This is a genomic window from Exiguobacterium sp. s95, assembly GCF_018618655.1.
In the GTDB taxonomy this organism is placed as follows: domain Bacteria; phylum Bacillota; class Bacilli; order Exiguobacteriales; family Exiguobacteriaceae; genus Exiguobacterium_A; species Exiguobacterium_A oxidotolerans.
This window is the reverse complement of sequence record NZ_JACSMM010000006.1, coordinates 37429-54608: the sequence shown is the minus strand read 5'-3', so window position 1 is coordinate 54608 and position 17180 is coordinate 37429. Positions and strand designations below refer to the sequence as shown.

Annotated in this window: 16 protein-coding genes and 1 riboswitch; of the genes, 1 reads left to right on the top strand and 15 read right to left on the bottom strand. The window is 48.6% G+C overall.

Annotated elements, in window-relative coordinates; all coding sequences use genetic code 11:
* Nucleotides 1-6: 6 nt before the first annotated feature.
* The 11 genes from alr to KNP99_RS10755 all read right to left on the bottom strand — a co-directional run bounded on the left by alr (nucleotide 7) and on the right by KNP99_RS10755 (nucleotide 11195).
* Nucleotides 7-1065: an alanine racemase gene (gene alr / locus KNP99_RS10805; protein ID WP_088836308.1), complete on the bottom strand. Its 1059-nt coding sequence runs from the start codon at nucleotides 1063-1065 to the stop codon at nucleotides 7-9.
* Nucleotides 1062-1994: a branched-chain amino acid transaminase gene (locus KNP99_RS10800; RefSeq protein WP_029332625.1), complete on the bottom strand. Its 933-nt coding sequence runs from the start codon at nucleotides 1992-1994 to the stop codon at nucleotides 1062-1064. The genes alr and KNP99_RS10800 overlap by 4 nt, the downstream gene beginning before the upstream one ends.
* Nucleotides 1995-2019: 25 nt before the next feature.
* Nucleotides 2020-2727: a 2,3,4,5-tetrahydropyridine-2,6-dicarboxylate N-acetyltransferase gene (gene dapD, locus KNP99_RS10795; RefSeq protein ID WP_088836307.1), complete on the bottom strand. Its 708-nt coding sequence runs from the start codon at nucleotides 2725-2727 to the stop codon at nucleotides 2020-2022.
* Entirely contained in the window at nucleotides 2714-3460 is a 747-nt protein-coding gene (gene dapB / locus KNP99_RS10790; protein WP_088836306.1) for a 4-hydroxy-tetrahydrodipicolinate reductase, read from the bottom strand. Before dapB ends, dapD begins: the two co-directional genes overlap by 14 nt.
* Nucleotides 3457-4338, bottom strand: coding sequence for a 4-hydroxy-tetrahydrodipicolinate synthase (gene dapA, locus KNP99_RS10785; RefSeq protein ID WP_088836305.1), 882 nt, complete (start codon nucleotides 4336-4338; stop codon nucleotides 3457-3459). Before dapA ends, dapB begins: the two co-directional genes overlap by 4 nt.
* 22 nt (nucleotides 4339-4360) lie before the next feature.
* Nucleotides 4361-5353, bottom strand: a complete 993-nt coding sequence (locus KNP99_RS10780; protein WP_088836304.1) for an aspartate-semialdehyde dehydrogenase — start codon at nucleotides 5351-5353, stop codon at nucleotides 4361-4363.
* Between the two features lie 12 nt (nucleotides 5354-5365).
* A complete protein-coding gene (locus KNP99_RS10775; RefSeq protein WP_029332620.1) occupies nucleotides 5366-6565 on the bottom strand; it encodes an aspartate kinase in 1200 nt (399 codons plus the stop codon).
* 112 nt (nucleotides 6566-6677) lie between these two features.
* Nucleotides 6678-6856, bottom strand: a riboswitch (Lysine riboswitch).
* Between the two features lie 71 nt (nucleotides 6857-6927).
* The gene (argH, locus tag KNP99_RS10770; RefSeq protein ID WP_214845860.1) at nucleotides 6928-8298 is read right to left on the bottom strand and encodes an argininosuccinate lyase; all 1371 of its coding nucleotides are present in this window, start codon (nucleotides 8296-8298) and stop codon (nucleotides 6928-6930) included.
* Entirely contained in the window at nucleotides 8295-9500 is a 1206-nt protein-coding gene (locus KNP99_RS10765) for an argininosuccinate synthase (protein WP_088836302.1), read from the bottom strand. The genes argH and KNP99_RS10765 overlap by 4 nt, the downstream gene beginning before the upstream one ends.
* A gap of 121 nt (nucleotides 9501-9621) precedes the next feature.
* Entirely contained in the window at nucleotides 9622-10050 is a 429-nt protein-coding gene (locus KNP99_RS10760) for a GNAT family N-acetyltransferase (protein WP_088836301.1), read from the bottom strand.
* Nucleotides 10047-11195: an alanine--tRNA ligase-related protein gene (locus KNP99_RS10755; protein WP_214770086.1), complete on the bottom strand. Its 1149-nt coding sequence runs from the start codon at nucleotides 11193-11195 to the stop codon at nucleotides 10047-10049. The genes KNP99_RS10760 and KNP99_RS10755 overlap by 4 nt, the downstream gene beginning before the upstream one ends.
* A 127-nt stretch (nucleotides 11196-11322) precedes the next feature.
* Here KNP99_RS10755 and phnF point away from each other — a divergent pair, with 127 nt between their 5' ends.
* Entirely contained in the window at nucleotides 11323-12057 is a 735-nt protein-coding gene (phnF, locus tag KNP99_RS10750) for a phosphonate metabolism transcriptional regulator PhnF (protein ID WP_088836299.1), read from the top strand.
* Nucleotides 12058-12568: 511 nt separating this feature from the next.
* On the opposite strand, the gene KNP99_RS10745 is transcribed toward phnF, so the two are convergent.
* The 4 genes from KNP99_RS10745 to nagA all read right to left on the bottom strand — a co-directional run bounded on the left by KNP99_RS10745 (nucleotide 12569) and on the right by nagA (nucleotide 17143).
* Nucleotides 12569-13669 carry an LCP family protein gene (locus tag KNP99_RS10745; protein WP_214845859.1) on the bottom strand — a complete coding sequence of 367 codons (1101 nt, stop codon included), beginning with the start codon at nucleotides 13667-13669 and terminating at the stop codon, nucleotides 12569-12571.
* 278 nt (nucleotides 13670-13947) lie between these two features.
* On the bottom strand, nucleotides 13948-15120 hold the full coding sequence (tnpB, locus tag KNP99_RS10740; RefSeq protein ID WP_214845858.1) for an IS200/IS605 family element RNA-guided endonuclease TnpB: 1173 nt from the start codon (nucleotides 15118-15120) through the stop codon (nucleotides 13948-13950).
* A 112-nt stretch (nucleotides 15121-15232) separates the two neighbouring features.
* Nucleotides 15233-15988: a glucosamine-6-phosphate deaminase gene (nagB, locus tag KNP99_RS10735; RefSeq protein ID WP_088836296.1), complete on the bottom strand. Its 756-nt coding sequence runs from the start codon at nucleotides 15986-15988 to the stop codon at nucleotides 15233-15235.
* A gap of 15 nt (nucleotides 15989-16003) precedes the next feature.
* Nucleotides 16004-17143: an N-acetylglucosamine-6-phosphate deacetylase gene (gene nagA, locus KNP99_RS10730; RefSeq protein WP_088836295.1), complete on the bottom strand. Its 1140-nt coding sequence runs from the start codon at nucleotides 17141-17143 to the stop codon at nucleotides 16004-16006.
* Nucleotides 17144-17180: the final 37 nt, after the last annotated feature.

Here is a 17180-nt window from a genome sequence, read left to right as displayed (position 1 = left end):
TCCTCCTTATAGATAACGGTGTGCCAATCGCCATGAGCGTGCACACATCTGTTCCGAATTATTTGCCGTTCCCGTCCGTGTGATGTCGTCGATTTCAATTCCGTCCCCGTACAAGACGACTTCATCCCCGACTTCGACTGTCGAATCAACGGCAACGAACGTATGGCTCATGAATAATTTACTAATGATTGAATACGGTTTCCCGTGAATCAATACAGGTAAAGCGGACCGCCCTCGGACGACACCATCACCATAACCGACCGGTAAGACGGCGACACGAAGCGGTTGATCCGTCGTGTAAGACGTACCGTATCCGACGTGTTCGTCCGCCCCAACTTCACGGATTTCAACGACTTCTGTCGTCATCCGTAATGTAGGGACTAACCAGTCCATCTTTTCAATCGGTGAATAACCGAACAAAAAGATACCGGGACGAACATAGTTACAAAAGGCGAGGCGCTCGTCATGTTTGACGATCGTCGCACTATTTTCAGCATGCATGTACGTAAATTCATGTTGTGTCTGGACGACGTTCGCAATCGCTAAGAAACGCTCGACTTGTCCATCATGGTCCGCTCCCGGCTCGTCTGCGAGCGGAAAATGTGTATATAGCCCTGTCAAACAGAGCTGTTGCTCCTGCACTACTTCAAGGACTGCTTGCGCTTCTTCAAGTGAACTGACACCAAAACGGTTCATCCCGACATTGACCTTTAAATGGAGTTCGATGTTCGAAAGGTCTGCTTGATACCGCTTCAACCAATCTACCGACGGGATTCCAAGCGCGATGCCATAGTCTCGAGCCGCCTCGAACTGAGTCGCTGGATTCATCGCTAAGACATAACTGTCTGGAAAATTCGTTTTAATTTCAATTGCCTCATAAACTTCAGCGACAGCGAAATGATGCACGCCCGCTTCCATCAATGTCCCGACCATTTCAAGCATACCTAAGTTATAGGCATTATTCTTCACCACGGCGAAAATCTGTTTTTGCGATCGAGCGAAGACCGATGCGACATTTTGTCGCACCGCTTCCCGATCGATTGTTACGCGTGTACGTGTATTCATTCAGCTACCGCTGGTGTGACGTGTGTCAACCAGTCTGCATATTGCGGGAGTTGTCCTGAGACCGTTTGTCGGTAAAGCTCGAGTAATTCATCCGCGACAGCCCGTGTTCCGCCGTTGATTGTAATATGGTCGATTTCACCAACACTCGTGATTTCTGCCGCTGTCCCTGTTAAGAAAATCTCGTCTGCGACATACAGCTCGTCACGCCCGATATGACGTTCGACGACCGGGTACCCTTGATCTTGCGCGAGGCGCATGATGACTTGACGCGTGATGCCGTCAAGGACAGAACAGTCTAGTGACGGCGTGTAGATTGTCCCGTTTTTCAACATGAATAAGTTCGCGACACTTGCCTCACTGACATTACCGTTCATATCGAGTGCGATTGCTTCGTCAAATCCATCACGAAGGGCTTCGCCTTTTAAGAGTTGTGAGTTCATATAGTTCGCAGCGGCTTTCGCTTGCATCGGCATCATCGTTGACGATACCCGACGGTAAGAGGCGACTTTCGCACGAATGCCGACACCTTTATCGAAGTATTCACCAAGTTCCCAACATGAGATGCCGACGTGAACCGTCGTATCTTTTGCCATCAAGGCTTGCCACGGTGTACCGAGGAAAACGAATGGACGGATGTAACAAGACTCAAAGCCATTTTTCGCAACGAGATCAATCGTTGCCTGGACAAGTTCTTCCACTGTATATGGAATCGTGACGTGATAGAACGCGCAACTCCGGAAGAGACGTTCGATGTGTTCCGTCAATTGAAAAATTGCCGGACCGTCAGGCGTCGCGTAAGCACGAATCCCTTCGAAAAAACCACTTCCGTAATGAATCGCGTGTGACATGACGCTCGTATTCGCTTCTTTTGGATCATGAAAAATCCCGTCTAACCAAATCGCTTCACCATACTGTGTATCCACTGCCATGTGTTTTCCTCCTCTTCGACGTCAATCAGAGTGAACGTAAATCATCCACTAGTTGCGTCTTCTCTGCTGTTTTTTCGTCTTTCTGTTTGATGACGCGTGCTGGTGTTCCAGCAACGACGCTACCTGCAGGGACGTCTTCTGTGACGACACTGCCTGCTGCAACGACTGCATCTTTTCCGACACGGACGCCTTCCAAGATGACGGCGTTCGCTCCGATCAAGACACCATCTTCGATGATGACCGGTGTTTTTGAAGGTGGCTCAAGGACACCTGCGACCACGGCACCTGCGCCGACATGAACGTTTTTCCCAATCGTGCCACGTGCTCCGACGACGGCGTTCATATCAATCATTGTACCATCTCCGATCGATGCACCGATATTGATGATTGCACCCATCATGATGACGGCGTTATCGCCGATGACGACATGATCCCGAATCCACGAACCCGGTTCGATTCGCGCATTCAAGTGACGTGTGTCAAGCATCGGTACAGCACTGTTCCGACGATCGTATTCGACGTGGACGTCCGTGATTCGGTCTGAATACTTTTCTAAGAAAGTCGCAGCAAGTCCTGCATCTGCAAAGAAAATTTTTGATTCATCCGATCCGAAAGCTGTCGCCCCTTCAATCGTCAAGCCCGCTAAATCGCCATTGACGTAAAGTTTGACCGGTGTCTGTTTTTTAGCATCTTTAATGAATTTCGCAATTTCGTAAGCATCAGTTAGTAACATGTGAATCCTCCTGTGAGTAGAGCGTCTCTAACGTGTAGAGTCCCGCCGATTTTTGAATGAGTGCTTCGGCTGCTTTAATCGCACCTGAAGCAAATACTTTTTTTGATAATGCCGTGTGCTTGATTTCAATCAATTCATCGACCCCGGCGAACAACACTTCATGTTCACCGAAAATTGTTCCACCACGCATCGAGTGCATGCCGATCTCAGACGCTTGGCGTTTTTCCCGTGTCGATTCACGTTCATAGACCGGCTGGACGTCACGGAGTTCTTGAATCGTCCGCAATAAGAGTTCTGCCGTCCCGCTTGGTGCATCGACCTTTTGATTGTGGTGCTTTTCTAATAGTTCGATATCGAACGAACTGGCGAGTGGTACGAGCACCTGTAACAATTGCTGCATCATCGCGATCCCGAACGACATGTTGTACGACTGAAAAATTGGAATTTCAGTCGAAGCGTCTTTTATCGTTTGTAACTCCGCTTCCGAAAATCCGGTCGTCGCGATGACGAGCGGTGTTTTCGTTTTGAGGCCATACGCCAGTAAATCCGGCAACAAGCTCGGGTGAGAGAAATCGATGATGGCATCGACTTCTTCTGTTAGCTCGGACACCGTTTGATACGAAGGAATTTTCTCCGCTGACTTCGTCTGATCGATAACGGCGACAACTTCAGCGGGTGCCAATTCCTCGACATAATGCCCTGTCGCACCATATCCATGAATGGCAAGCTTCATCGAACCACTCCTTTATAAGCACGCATCGTCTCGAGTAAGTGTGCATGCCCGGCTTCGGATTGGCGAACGAGCGGCAAGCGTGGTGCACCGACTGCAAACCCGACTTCTTCGAGTGCTGCTTTAACAGGAATCGGGTTGACGTCACTAAAGATGGCTGCGATGACAGGCATTAAATCACTTTGAATGCGTCGTGCCGTCACTAAGTCGTTTGCGAGCACGGCTTCAGCAAGCGCTTGTGTTTCTGCCGGGTACGGGTTCGACAGGACCGAGATGACACCTTGTGCTCCCCATGCCATGTACGGCAGGATTTGATCGTCGTTGCCACAGAAGACTGCAAAACCTTCGGGGAGTGCCGTCATCAATTCACCCATGAAACTGACATCCCCGCTCGCTTCTTTGAATGCTTGAATGTTCGGATGCTCCGCGAGTGTTACAGCTGTCTCAACTGCAATCGCGACACCCGTCCGTGAAGGTACGTTGTATAACATGATGGGTAATTCGACAGCATCCGCGACTGCGGTAAAGTGAGCAATCAAACCGGCTTGTGACGTTTTATTGTAATACGGTGTCACGAGCATCGCTGCATCCGCTCCGAGCCGCTGAGCCGTTTTCGTTTTTTCAATCGTCTGTGCCGTATTGTTCGTTCCCGTACCGGCAATGACCGGAACACGACCTGCCGTGACACGGACTGCTGTCTCAAGTAACGTTTCGAACTCTTCGCTCGAAAGCGTCGATCCTTCACCTGTCGTCCCGGCGACGACGAGCGCTTGGATATTGGCTGCAAGTTGCTGTTCAATCAACTGTTCAAAAACGACTAAGTCGAGTTCACCTGCTGAATTGAACGGTGTCGCTAGTGCTGTTCCTGCTCCTTTGAACATGTTAAATTCCTCCTTAGTATGATTAAGAATGGATGCCGTTTTCTAAAGCATGACGCGCGACCTGGACTGCATTTGACGCCGCGCCTTTTCGAATGTTATCCGCGACACACCACAGATGGAATGTGTTCGCGAGCGTTTGATCTTGACGAATCCGCCCGACGTACACTTCGTCCGTCCCGCTTGCATCAAGCGGCATCGGGTACTGATTTCGCGAAACATCATCAACCAGTACGACGCCTGGCGCGTCAGCAAGTGCTGTGCGAATCGCTTCGACCGTCGTCTCGTTTGAAAACGTCACGTTGATTGCAACCGAATGCGAATTTGTGACGGGAACACGGACACACGTCGCACTGACCGGTAAGTTCGGTTGGTTAAAAATCTTCCGTGTCTCGTCAATCATTTTTTGCTCTTCTTTCGTGTACCCGTCTTCTAAGAAGACATCGATATGCGGCAAGATATTATCATGGATCGGGTGCGGATAGTTGACCGGTTCTTCACCGCGGCTGCCTCGCGCCAAGTCCTCAATTCCTTTTTGACCGGAACCGGAGACTGCTTGATACGTCGTATACGTGATTCGTTCAAAACCTAAGTGTTTGAGTGGTGCCAGGGCAACGACGGATTGAATCGTCGAGCAGTTCGGATTAGCGATCAGTCGGTCGGTGCTGCTGACCGCTTCCGGATTGACTTCTGGTACGACGAGCGGAATCGTCTCTTGCATCCGGAAAGCACTTGAATTATCGACGACAAGTGTTCCGTGTTCTGCCAGCAAGGGGGCATACTGTTCACTGATTGCTCCACCGGCTGCGAATAATGCGACGTCGATCCCGTGATGGATGATGTCTTCCGATAAAGCTGTAATCGTCACGTCCGTTCCATTAAACGAAACGACTTTTCCTGCTGATCGTTCTGAAGCATACGCCGACAGTTGACCGACTGGAAAATCGAGTTCCTTCAAGACTTGTAACATCTTTTGTCCGACGGCGCCTGTCGCACCGATGACTGCTACGTGGTACATGTTCATTCCTCCTTACAGGCTAAACGCGTTCGCGATCGCCGCGACCGTTCGTTCGATATCTGCTTGTGCGATTGTATACGAGATACTGATTTCTGATGTCGTGACTTGATAAAACGTGATGTTCTCGGCACGGAACGTCGCAAATAATTTTGATGCGACGCCCGTTGCGTCACGCATTCCGATTCCGACGACCGATAACTTGGCATGCTCGTTATGACGATCGACTTTAACGGTCGGAAAACGATCGATGATATCTTTCAGTGCCTCTTCGAGAAACTCTTCTTCATCGAGTGGACAAGAGAACGAGAGGAACACGTCACTATCAAAGGTCGTTTGACTGATCATGTCGATATTGACATGGCGATTCGATAACAATTCAAAAATGTCGGCGACTGCTGAATTGGTTTGTGGAACGTGTTTGATTGAAACCGTCAAAACATTTTTCGTTACACTGACGCTCGTGACTGCTTTTTGTTCCATCGTTTCTGTTGCCTCCATGATCCAAGTCCCTCTTTCCGATTCAAGTGTTTTCCCAACAAAGATATGCACGCCGTATTTTTTCCCGAGTTCGACGCTGCGCATCTCCATGACCTTCGATCCCAGTGCACTCATTTCCATCATTTCATCATATGAAATTTGTGGAATCGGCTGTGCCGCTTGATGAATCCGCGGATCCGCCGTATAGACACCGTCGACATCTGTATAGATTTCACAGCGCTTATCAAGGACGGCCGCTAAGGCGACAGCCGTTGTGTCTGATCCACCACGACCGAGTGTCGTAACATCCCCGAGCTCGTTGACACCTTGGAATCCGGCGACGATGACGACATCATAGGTTTCGAGTTTCTTTCGTAACAAGTCCCCGTCAATTTGTTTAATCTTACTTTTCGTATGAACCCCCATCGTGCTGATTCCTGCCTGCGCACCTGTTTGTGATAAGGCTTTTACTCCGACGGAATTTAAGGCGATGCTGAGTAACGAAATCGTTTGTTCTTCGCCGATTGCGAGCAATCGATCGAGTTCACGTCGTTCAGGACGATCCGTGATTGCTTGCGCTTGTGCGATGAGCGAGTCTGTCATCTTCCCCATCGCAGAGACGACGACCACTAATTTTTCACCTTGTTCTGTCCGATTTTTTAAATAATTCGCAATTGACTGAATCTGTTCGACAGTCGCGACCGAGCTACCACCAAATTTAAGTACAGTTGTCACAATCCTATCTCCTTTGTCCCGAAACAGAAAAAAACGACGGGCCGGTAGGAGCGTTCCTACGGCCCGTCGTTATCACGATCGGACAAACGAAGACAAAGTCTTTCGTTCTTTTACGTAAGATAGCGCTCCGAAACATCGGTTTCGGCAGTACAACGGATCTTAACCGTTGTACCAGCAAATGAGAAGAAGCATCTTTCTCATTCACTTCGGCGGATTTCCCCTTTCACATCACTCAGCATGCTCGCTTCAATAAATGATGTTACTGATGTCATCCGCGCCTCTATCTGTCGGTTGTTAGTTACAGTTATAGCAAACATTTTTTGTTAAATCCAGTCATTTGCTAAAATTTTTTCATTTTTCCGTTAATCCGCGAGTTTTTTCTTCGCTTGATCGAGTTGTACAGAAACAGCAGCAAAACCTGTCCCGCCGTAACTTCCTCTTCTTGCTACTGCTTGCACCGGGTCGAGGAGCGGATAAACATCTTCCGCGATGACGGAGTGGAACGTTTGATACGTTTCAAGCGTTAAATCTTTTAAGAAACAATTCGTCTGAACACAATGGAGGACCGCTTTTCCGACGATTTCATGCGCTTCCCGGAAAGGAACACCTTTTGTGACGAGATAATCTGCTAGTTCCGTCGCATTCGAGAAGTCTTGCATTGTCGCCTTCTTGAGCGCTTCTGTCTTAAACGTTGCTGATTCGAGCATTCCCGTAAAGATTTGAACGGATTGTAAAACGGTATCTGCCGTATCGAAGACACCTTCTTTATCTTCTTGCATGTCTTTATTGTAAGCGAGCGGTAATGCTTTCATCGTCGTCAGGAACCCCATCAGGTTTCCATAGACACGCCCTGTTTTTCCGCGAATCAATTCAGCGAAGTCCGGGTTTTTCTTTTGTGGCATCATGCTCGAACCCGTTGAAAATGCATCTGACAATTCGATGAATGAAAATTCTTGCGACGCCCAGATGATGATTTCTTCACAAAAGCGTGAGAGGTGCATCATGACCGTCGAAGCAATCCCGAGATATTCAATGACGAAGTCACGGTCCGATACAGCATCGAGGCTGTTCGGATAGACGTGCTCAAATCCGAGCAGTTCCGCTGACTTGAAACGGTCAATCGGGAATGTCGTCCCGGCGAGTGCCCCAGCACCGAGCGGCGAAATCCGAATCCGTTTCAAATTATCTGTCAGACGATCTACGTCACGGTCGAACATCCAAAAATACGCGAGTAGATGGTGTGCAAGTGAAATCGGTTGTGCCCGCTGTAAGTGGGTATACCCCGGCATGACGGTTTCGATGTGTACATCCGCCTGTTCCGTAATCACCGTCTGCAAGTTGCGTAGGCTTTCGATTAAATCAACCACATGTTGTTCCATCCACAAATGTAAATCCGTCGCAACCTGGTCATTCCGACTTCTCGCTGTATGCAACTTCCCTGCGACCGGTCCGATTTGTTCCGTCAGCAACCGTTCGAGATTCATGTGGATGTCTTCGTCAGCAAGCGAATAGACATGTGTTCCAATCGAAGCTTGTAACGTCTTGAGACCCGCTTCGATTTTTTTCCATTCCGTCTCTTCTAGGATACCTTGTTGATACAACATATTGGCATGGGCGAGACTTCCTTCTAAATCAACTGCCGCAAGCTTTTGGTCGAATGAAATCGATGCCCCAAACGCTTCAGCCTGAGCGGAAGCCCCTTCTGTAAACCGTCCGCCCCAAAGTTTCGTCATTTTGTCACGCCTTCCTGCCGATGAACACTTGCGTGTGTCGCAATCGCAAGACCGTGCAATTTAATGAATCCTTTCGCTGCTTCATGATCGAACGCATCTTCTTTCGTATACGTCGCAAGCTTCTCGTCATAAAGTGACACCGGTGACTGACGTCCTGTGACCGTCGCATTCCCTTTGTAGAGTTTGACCCGTACTTCGCCCGTGACGTCTTGTTGCGTCGCTTTTAAGAATGCTTTCAGACCTTTCGTTAACGGTGCGTGGAACAAACCGTTGTAGATTGTTTCTGCATATTGTTGACTTAAAATCGGTTTGAAGTGAGCGACGTCTTTCGTCAATGTGATGGTCTCGAGTGCGGCATGGGCTTTTAGCAAGACCGTTGCTCCCGGGCATTCATACACTTCCCGCGATTTGATTCCGACGAGACGGTTCTCGACGTGGTCAATCCGTCCGACACCATGTGCTCCGGCGATGATGTTGAGTTCTGTAATCAACTTCGCCAGTGGGTAGACTGTTCCGTTGATTGAAGTCGGAACACCCGCTTCAAAACCGATAATGACTTCTTCTGCTTGATCCGGTGCTTCTTCCGGTGCGACCGTCAGTGCATAAGCATCTTGCGGCGGTTCTGTCCAAGGGTTTTCAAGGACACCACATTCGTTACTCCGTCCCCAAAGGTTCATATCGATTGAATATGGGCTGTCGAGATTGATTGGAATCGGGACATTGTTGTCTTTTGCATAAGCGATTTCCTCTTCACGTGACCATTTCCATTCCCGTACAGGGGCGATGACTTCCAGTGAAGGATCGAGTGCTGCGACCGAAACTTCAAACCGGACTTGGTCATTTCCTTTTCCTGTACAACCATGTGCAACGGCCGTTGCGCCATGTTGATGCGCAACTTCGACGAGCTTTTCAGCAATCAGCGGGCGAGACAGTGCCGAAATCAGTGGATACGCGCCTTCGTAGTGGGCGCCGTATTGAAGTGCTGGTAAGACGAATTCATTTGCGAATTCTTCTTTGACATCAAGAACAATCGATTCGACGGCTCCGACGAGCAACGCTTTTTCTTTGATGACAGTCAAATCTTTTCCTTCGCCGACGTCCATACATAAAGCGACGACATCATAATCCTTACTCAACCATTTGATTGCCACCGATGTATCAAGTCCCCCAGAATACGCTAAAATTAATTTTTGTTTCGTCATTATTAATTCCTCCCTGATTTCGAATTCATCTGTCTGTATAAAAATTCATTATTAATTATATATATACATAGAATTTCAAAAAAAGAAACCCTTTTTACAGGATTTCTTTAAAATTTCTCAATTAAACTTTCTTTTCCATCGTTCGGTGTGGGATGCCGGCATCATCAAATTCGTCGGACATGATGTTGTATCCTAAGCCTTGATAAAAAGGAATCGCTTGAACTTGAGCACCAAGCGTCAAGATGCTCCGACCCTCTCGTCTCGCCACGCGTTCCATTGCTCGCATCAGCTCACCGCCGTAGCCTTTCCCACGTGTCGCAGCTAGCGTCGCAACACGTTCGACCTTCATCCGTTGATCGTCGTAGGGACGTGTCCGTCCTGTCGCGACAGGGCGATTTTGTTCGTCAAGGACAAGCAAGTGAATCGCTGTTTCGTCATGGGTATCATATTCAAGATTACGAGGAACCCCTTGTTCTTCGACGAAGACCCGTTCGCGAATCATTCGGACTGCTTGGTGCTGCTCTGCTGTTTTTACTTGAATCACTGTCATGTTACTTGTTCCTCCTTCAATCGTTCTATGTAAGCAACTGCATCCTCATGCGTGTTGAACATCGCCTGTGCGACGTGCTCGCTACCACCACCACGTCCATTGAACGTCTTCAAATGGACTTTGGCAAATTTCCCGAGGTGGACCGGACTTGATCCTTGCATCAATAATTTTTTAGCTGATTCGTTCCAAATGAGTCCGAGACGTCCTGCTTCCGCAATCGCTTTGACTAGTCTTTCAGAGAATGGCAATGCCTCGTCAGCATGGTTTACGAAAATCCAATCCTCCGTCGACGCCAGTAGTTTATTGAGTTCCGTACGGACATGTGCGGCTTGAACTGTTTCAATCATCCGATTCAAGCGAACGACATCTTGTTTTAATTCTTCGACGGCTTGCGGCAGCTGCTCTTTTTTAGCCGATAACAATTGAGCGGCTTCACGCAAGGCACGTCTTTCCTTCGTTAACAACTCAAATGCGCGCCCTTTCGCGACGTACATCAGTCGAATATTCCCCCGAACCCGCTCCTGCCCTGTCAAGATAATCAATTCTAAATCAGCTGTCGATTCGAGGTGTGTTCCTCCACAGGCGCTATAGTCCAGTTCACCGATTTGGACGACACGAATCTTTCCTGTCACTTGGGGTGTTTTACGTAAAGGCAGTGCGAGTGCCGCCGCCTCGTCGTACTCGTTCGCCGTAATCGGTAACGCCGATGTAATGACGTGGCGCAATCTTTTTTCAAGACGCGCTTGCAAGGCATCATTCCATTCACCTGCTTCAATATCTAGTGTCGATTCTTCAGAGCCCGTCCGAAAACTTAATGTCTTGATATTGAACTCGTCCTGCAAAATCGCTGAGATTACGTGTTGCGCCGTATGTTGTGCCGCATGATCCGTCCGGACGGCGTCATCGATGACGCCCGTAACAGTACCTTCGATTTTTTGATCAACTTGATGCCACACGATACCGGCTTTAAGTTGAACGTCACGAACCTTCAAATCGTTTAATGTCCCTCGATCCGCCGGCTGTCCGCCACTTTCCGGATAAAAATAACTTTCTTCTAAAGCAACCCAGTATCCGTGTTCTTCTTTAACATTCGTCACGCGTGTCACGAACTTTCGGACCGCAGGATAAATTTGCTCCAGTCGCATGTCTACCCCACCTTTCTCAATCTATTCATTTGCTATTATGCCATATTTCGCCTAGTATCGTTTGTCGACTTGTCCATTTCCTAGTACACTAGATGAAAGACTATCGACCGCGAAGGGACGAAATGCCGTGATTCAGCACATCAATAAAAATTCACCACTCCCCATCTACTATCAAATTGAAGCTGCATTAAAACAACAAATCGAAGGCGGGGTGTTGCAACCCGGCGATTTAATTCCTTCTGAACGCGAATTTGCTGAAGCCCATCAAATTAGCCGGATGACCGTCCGCCAAGCCATCACGAATCTTGTCAACGCCGGCTATTTGATTCGTCAAAAAGGACGCGGCACATTCGTTGCGAATAAAAAAATCGTCATGCAATTATCTGGACTGACAAGCTTTTCGGAAGAAATGGAACATTTAGGGCTCGAACCTGCAAGCGAATTGTTGTCGTATCAGATGATTGCTGCCGAAATGACGATTGCCAATAAACTCGGAATTCGTGAAGGCGCGACCGTGTATGAATTGAAGCGACTCCGGATCGCTGATGAACAAGCGCTTGCGCTCGAGACCGTCTATATTCCGGAACAGTTGTTACCTGGATTGAATCAGGATGTTGCGACGGCGTCACTCTATGCTTTTGCTGAAGCAAGCGGACTCAACCTCGGTCGTGCAAGCCAGACGTTCGAATCACGCCTCGCGACAAAAGAAGAAGCGCAACATCTCGGACTGACGACAGCTGCGCCCGTCTTGTCGGTTGAACAATTGACTTTCCTCGCGACGGATCAACCGTTCGAGTATGTCATTTCTGCTTATCGGGGCGATCGCTATACGTTTACTGTTGAAATGGAACGCCGCCGCTAATGTTTAATATCACAAAAAGACCCTGCCGCAAAAGCCGGCAGGGTCTTTCAGCGTGTAGACAAAGTGATATCTGAAAATAAAAGTGTCTTTTTTCGTTGCTTTCCTCGGGCGAGGCGCAAGCCGTTACTCCTTGGCCCTCACGGCCAACGAGCAGGGTCTTGCCTGCCTCTGAAAGTGCGTTAAAAACGCACTTTTTCCCGTAGGAGTCAACGAAACATGACGCTTTTTAGGTAATACCGTGACGGAAGGCCGGGCATGAAGACGGTTTAGAGCGCCGCGATTCGTCTCGAATCGCTTAGAACCGCGAAAAGCAATCGGTCGCGACCCTGCAGCTTTGCTGTAGCGGCGCGGAAGATTGCCGCTTTGAAGACGAGGCGAGACAGGGAAGCGCGAACTGTTGCTTCTCGATATCACATTTTTACGTTTCATAAGAGTTTGCCTACAGTTTAAAAGACCCTGCCGCAAAAGCCGGCAGGGTCTTTTAAATCGTTATCGAGAATCAAACTTACACTTATTGAATCGTCGAATCGGTTTCTGTCGTTTGGTCCGTTTCCGCCGGTAACTCTGTTTCCTCTTTAATCGGCGCAACTTCTTGCCCCTGCATGGCTTGCGCTAAATTATTTTTGACGAGTTCTAATTGATTCGGATCCAGATGGTACTCCCATTTCCCACTGATTCCGATATAGCCTTCTCCAGCAAGCTGGTATTCCGTCGTATTTTGTAAAGCTGTCGTGTAGTCCGCGAGGCGCGTGTAGTCATTTGGACCTAAGTTTGTCTCAACATTATCTCCGACTGCGTTCAAAATATCACGGTATGCACCGAGTGAGCGGAAGCTTGCGGCTTCTTTTGCAACGGCTTGGATGACTTGCATTTGCTTTTGTCCACGACCGATGTCACCGAGTGGATCATCATGTCGGTTACGAACATAAGCGAGTGCTTGTTCTCCCGTCAGGTGCTGCATCCCTTTTTCCACGGTAATCGTATCTGCCTTACGTGCAGAATCTTGTTCTTTAAATGCATAACGGACGTCAAGATCGACACCGTTTAATGCATCAATCAATTGAACGAATCCTTGGAAATTTACTTTGACGACATGATCAATTTGAATCCCGAGAAGATTCTCCGTTGTCTCACGCGCTAACTTAATCCCGTTGTATGAGTTCGATTGATCCATCGAACCAAAATAATGCGCGTGGGTAATCTTATCTTGTTCGACCCCTGTTTTTCCATAAGGTACATCATAGTTCGAGTAGTCGATGTTGACGAGTGAATCACGCGGAATACTCGTTAAAACGAGTTGCTCCGACTCTTTATTCAAGATACCGACAATCATGACGTCAGAACGTGCCGGTTCATTCCGATCTTTACTTGCTTTTGTTTCATCGGTTCCTAAAATCAAGAAGGATTCGGACGGGACATCATCATATTTCGAACTCACTTTTGAGCCGGGGATTGTAATCTGTGTTTTTGCTAAAGTTTCTTGTGTTTTTATAAAAACCGCTCCAGCATAACCAGAACCAATCACTGTTAGAAGTAATAAAAGTGCTGCTATCACTTTTATGAACATCTTACCAGCGCTCGGTTGCCTCTTTCTTGCTGATCTCGTTTGCATGTTCAAGCCCTCATTTTCACGTAAATTTTCTGTAAAGTGCGCTAATCTCCATTATCCCTACATTTACTGAAATGTCAATTTACGATTCGATTAAACTATGACGCGTGCAACACCATGCACTAAAGACATCGTATCTCCTAGCGAAAAAAGAGGTCCGGGAAACCGCATAGCGGAATCACGTACCTCCTGTAGTCAATCATTTTTTGAACTACCTCCACCTACGCTTCGCTTAGAGGTGGAGGATTCCTGAGTGATCCGACCTCACGGTCGAAACCTGATCAGGCTAACCCCGTCGTCCCGACGGTTGAAGAAGCTAAGAGGCGTTCAGCTTCTTGTTTAAGATTCAATCCTGCGTTCACATCCCGGTCGTGATGGATCCCGCAACTCGGGCATGTCCATTCACGCAAGCCAAGATGTTTCACGTCTTTGTGTTGATGCCCGCAACTGGAGCACAGTTGACTGGAGGCGAAGGTCTTGCCGACTTTCACGATGGTCTTCCCGTACCATGCCGCCTTGTATCCGAGCATGCGGAAGAACTCCGACCAACTGACCTCGGAGATGGACTTGCTCAACTTGCGATTCTTCTGCATGTTCTTCACCTGCAAGGTCTCGATGCCGATGACGTCGTGGTTTTTGACGATTTCGGTCGATACCTTGTGCAGGAAGTCGGTTCGCTTGTTGGCGATCTTCTCGTGGATGCGGGCGACCTCCCGCTTCTGCTTCTGATAGTTCTTCGCCTCGGAAAGTTTTCCGTTCTTGTCCAAGGCCAACCGTTGACGACGAGAAAGCTTGCGTTGCTCGCGCGCCAGCTTTTTCTCAAGCGAACGGAAGTAACGGTCGTTCTTGTACACCGTGCCGTCCGACAGGATGGCGAAGTGCTTCAATCCGACATCGACGCCGACGGATGAGCCCGTCTTCGGCATTTCGTTGCTCTCCTGCTCGACGAGCAGGGAGACGAAGTATTTTCCTGAAGCGTTACGCCGGATGGTCGCGTTCAAGATGCGTCCGACGACCTGCCTCGAATTAGAGAAACGGACCCATTTCAACTTCGGGAGTTTTAACTTGTTGCCGATTATAGAGACTTCGGGAAGTTGAGATTTCCCTTGAATGTTCGTCTTGTACGATTGAACGGGATTGCTCTTCGACTTGAAGCGAGGACGTTCGTTCTGTTTCTTGAAGAAGCGGTCAAAGGCATCAGCAAGATGTTTGACGCTCGTCTGCACAGACGTGCTATCGACTTCCTTCAGCCAGTCGAACGCCTGCTTCAACACCGGGAGTTCTTTCGAACAAGACCCGAAGGATAGTCCTTTACCTGTCGCTTTATACGTCTCATCCCACTTCGCTAAGAAGTGGTTGAAGACGAAGCGCGAACAACCGATCGTCTTCGCAATCAGGATTTCCTGCTCTTTTGTCGGGTGTATTCTGAATGTGTAGGCCTTGTGTGTCGGCATGATGTTCACCTCCTTACAACGGATATACCTGAAAGAGAGGGTGGCGATTCATCTCCCACTTTCACTAGGGCTTCACCCTGATCGTTTAGAAGTGGGCGTATTCTCGCCTGATTTAGATAAAATTCGTATAGGCTGCGCGTCCAGTACGTTTCGCTTCTTCAGACAATAAGGCGGCAGCTTCCTCGTCCAGGACAATCATCACGTCAGCATGACGTTGTAGAATCGTCGCCGGACAATCGGGCGTCGCCGGACCTTCCATCATATCGCGCACGGCTTCTGCTTTTCTGGCACTAGAGGCTACGAGCAAGATTTTTTTCGCTTCCATGATCGTACCGAGCCCCATCGTGATTGCATGTGACGGAACATCTTCTAACTTTTCGAAGAACCGCTGATTCGCTTCACGCGTCGATTCTGTCAACTTCGTTACGTGAGTCGTCGCGTCAAATGAGGTGCCGGGTTCGTTGAAGGCAATATGTCCGTTCGAACCGATTCCAAGCAATTGAAGATCGACACCAAGCTTACGAACCAGGTGTTCATAACGTTCACTTTCTGCATGGGCATCTTCCGTATCTCCGAATGGAAGATATGATTTCTTGAAGGCAACTGCATTAAACAGATGTTCCTTCATGAACGTGTGATAACTTTGCGGATGCGTCGGACTAAGTCCGACATATTCATCAAGATTGACCGTCGTCACGTGCGAACAGTCTAATGTATCTTGACACCACTCTTCATAGACGCCGACAGGCGAACTCCCTGTCGCCAGCCCAATCGTCAACCCCTCCTCTTGCCGTTGAATTTCATTTTTGAGAAGTTGATACGTGACTTGTGCCAATTCTTCAGCCTTTTCGACAATCATCCATTTCATAAAAATAGACTCCCTTCATTTTTTAAATGTATGGACTGCTCCACGATGAATCGTCCGCTCGACAAATAATGATTCATCTAACACAACGAAATCAGCATCTTTACCAATCTCGAGCACCCCTTTTTTCGTCAGACCAAATTCTTCTGCCTGATTGATTGAAGTCATCCGTACCGCTTCTTCAAGGGAACACCCTGTAAAGGCAATAATATTCCGGAGCGCTTGATCCATCGTCAGGACACTTCCGGCTAAATTTCCGCTCGCTAGTCGCGCTGCTCCATCTTTTACGTCGACCGCTTGGCCACCGAGCTCATACTGACCTTCTGGTAAGCCTTTTGCCCGCATCGCGTCCGTGATGACGGTCAACCGGCTTGCTCCTTTCATCCGGTACGCAAAATCAACCATTTCTTTTGCACTATGAATCCCGTCCGGAATGATTTCCGCACGAACCGCTGGATTGAGTAGACAGTATCCGACTGTTCCCGGCTCGCGATGATGCAGTGCCCGCATCTGATTGTACAAGTGTGTCCCGTGGACGACGTTCCCTTGCTCATTCTGCTCGTATGTTGCGTCGGTATGGCCGGCTGACGGAACTGCCCCCGTCAGACGGACCGCTTCTTCAAATGCCCGCGCTCCCGGTCGTTCGGGTGCATAGGTGACGAGTTTAATCTGACCACCTGCTGCCTGTTGCCACTTTAAAAATTGTTCGACGTCCGGCTCAACGATATAGTCGAGTGGTTGGGCACCCGCATAATCCGGATTAATAAACGGTCCCTCAAGATGAATGCCTTCAATTGTCGTTGTCTCGGTTTCCATCACTTGCCGCGCCGCCTCGAGTGCGCGCGTAATTTGACTCCAGTCTTGTGTGATCGTCGTCGCAAAAAAGGACGTGACACCTTCCGCTAACATCGCTTGACTAAGACGCATTAAGCCTTTTTTATCGGCGTCCATCGTATCGACGTCATATCCCCCATGAATATGAACATCAATCATTCCTGGAATCAATTGCTTCCCTTCTAAATCAAGTACCCCTTCTTCCGCCACTGGTACATACTTCGTCATATCGCCTAGCTCGCTGATCGTCTCTTCAAACCGAATGAATCCCTTCTCTATCACGGTCTGACCCGTATAGATGTTCGCATTGATGATGACAGTCATATCTTCGCTTCCTTTCTTGCTTTGCCTCAAGAGTCGT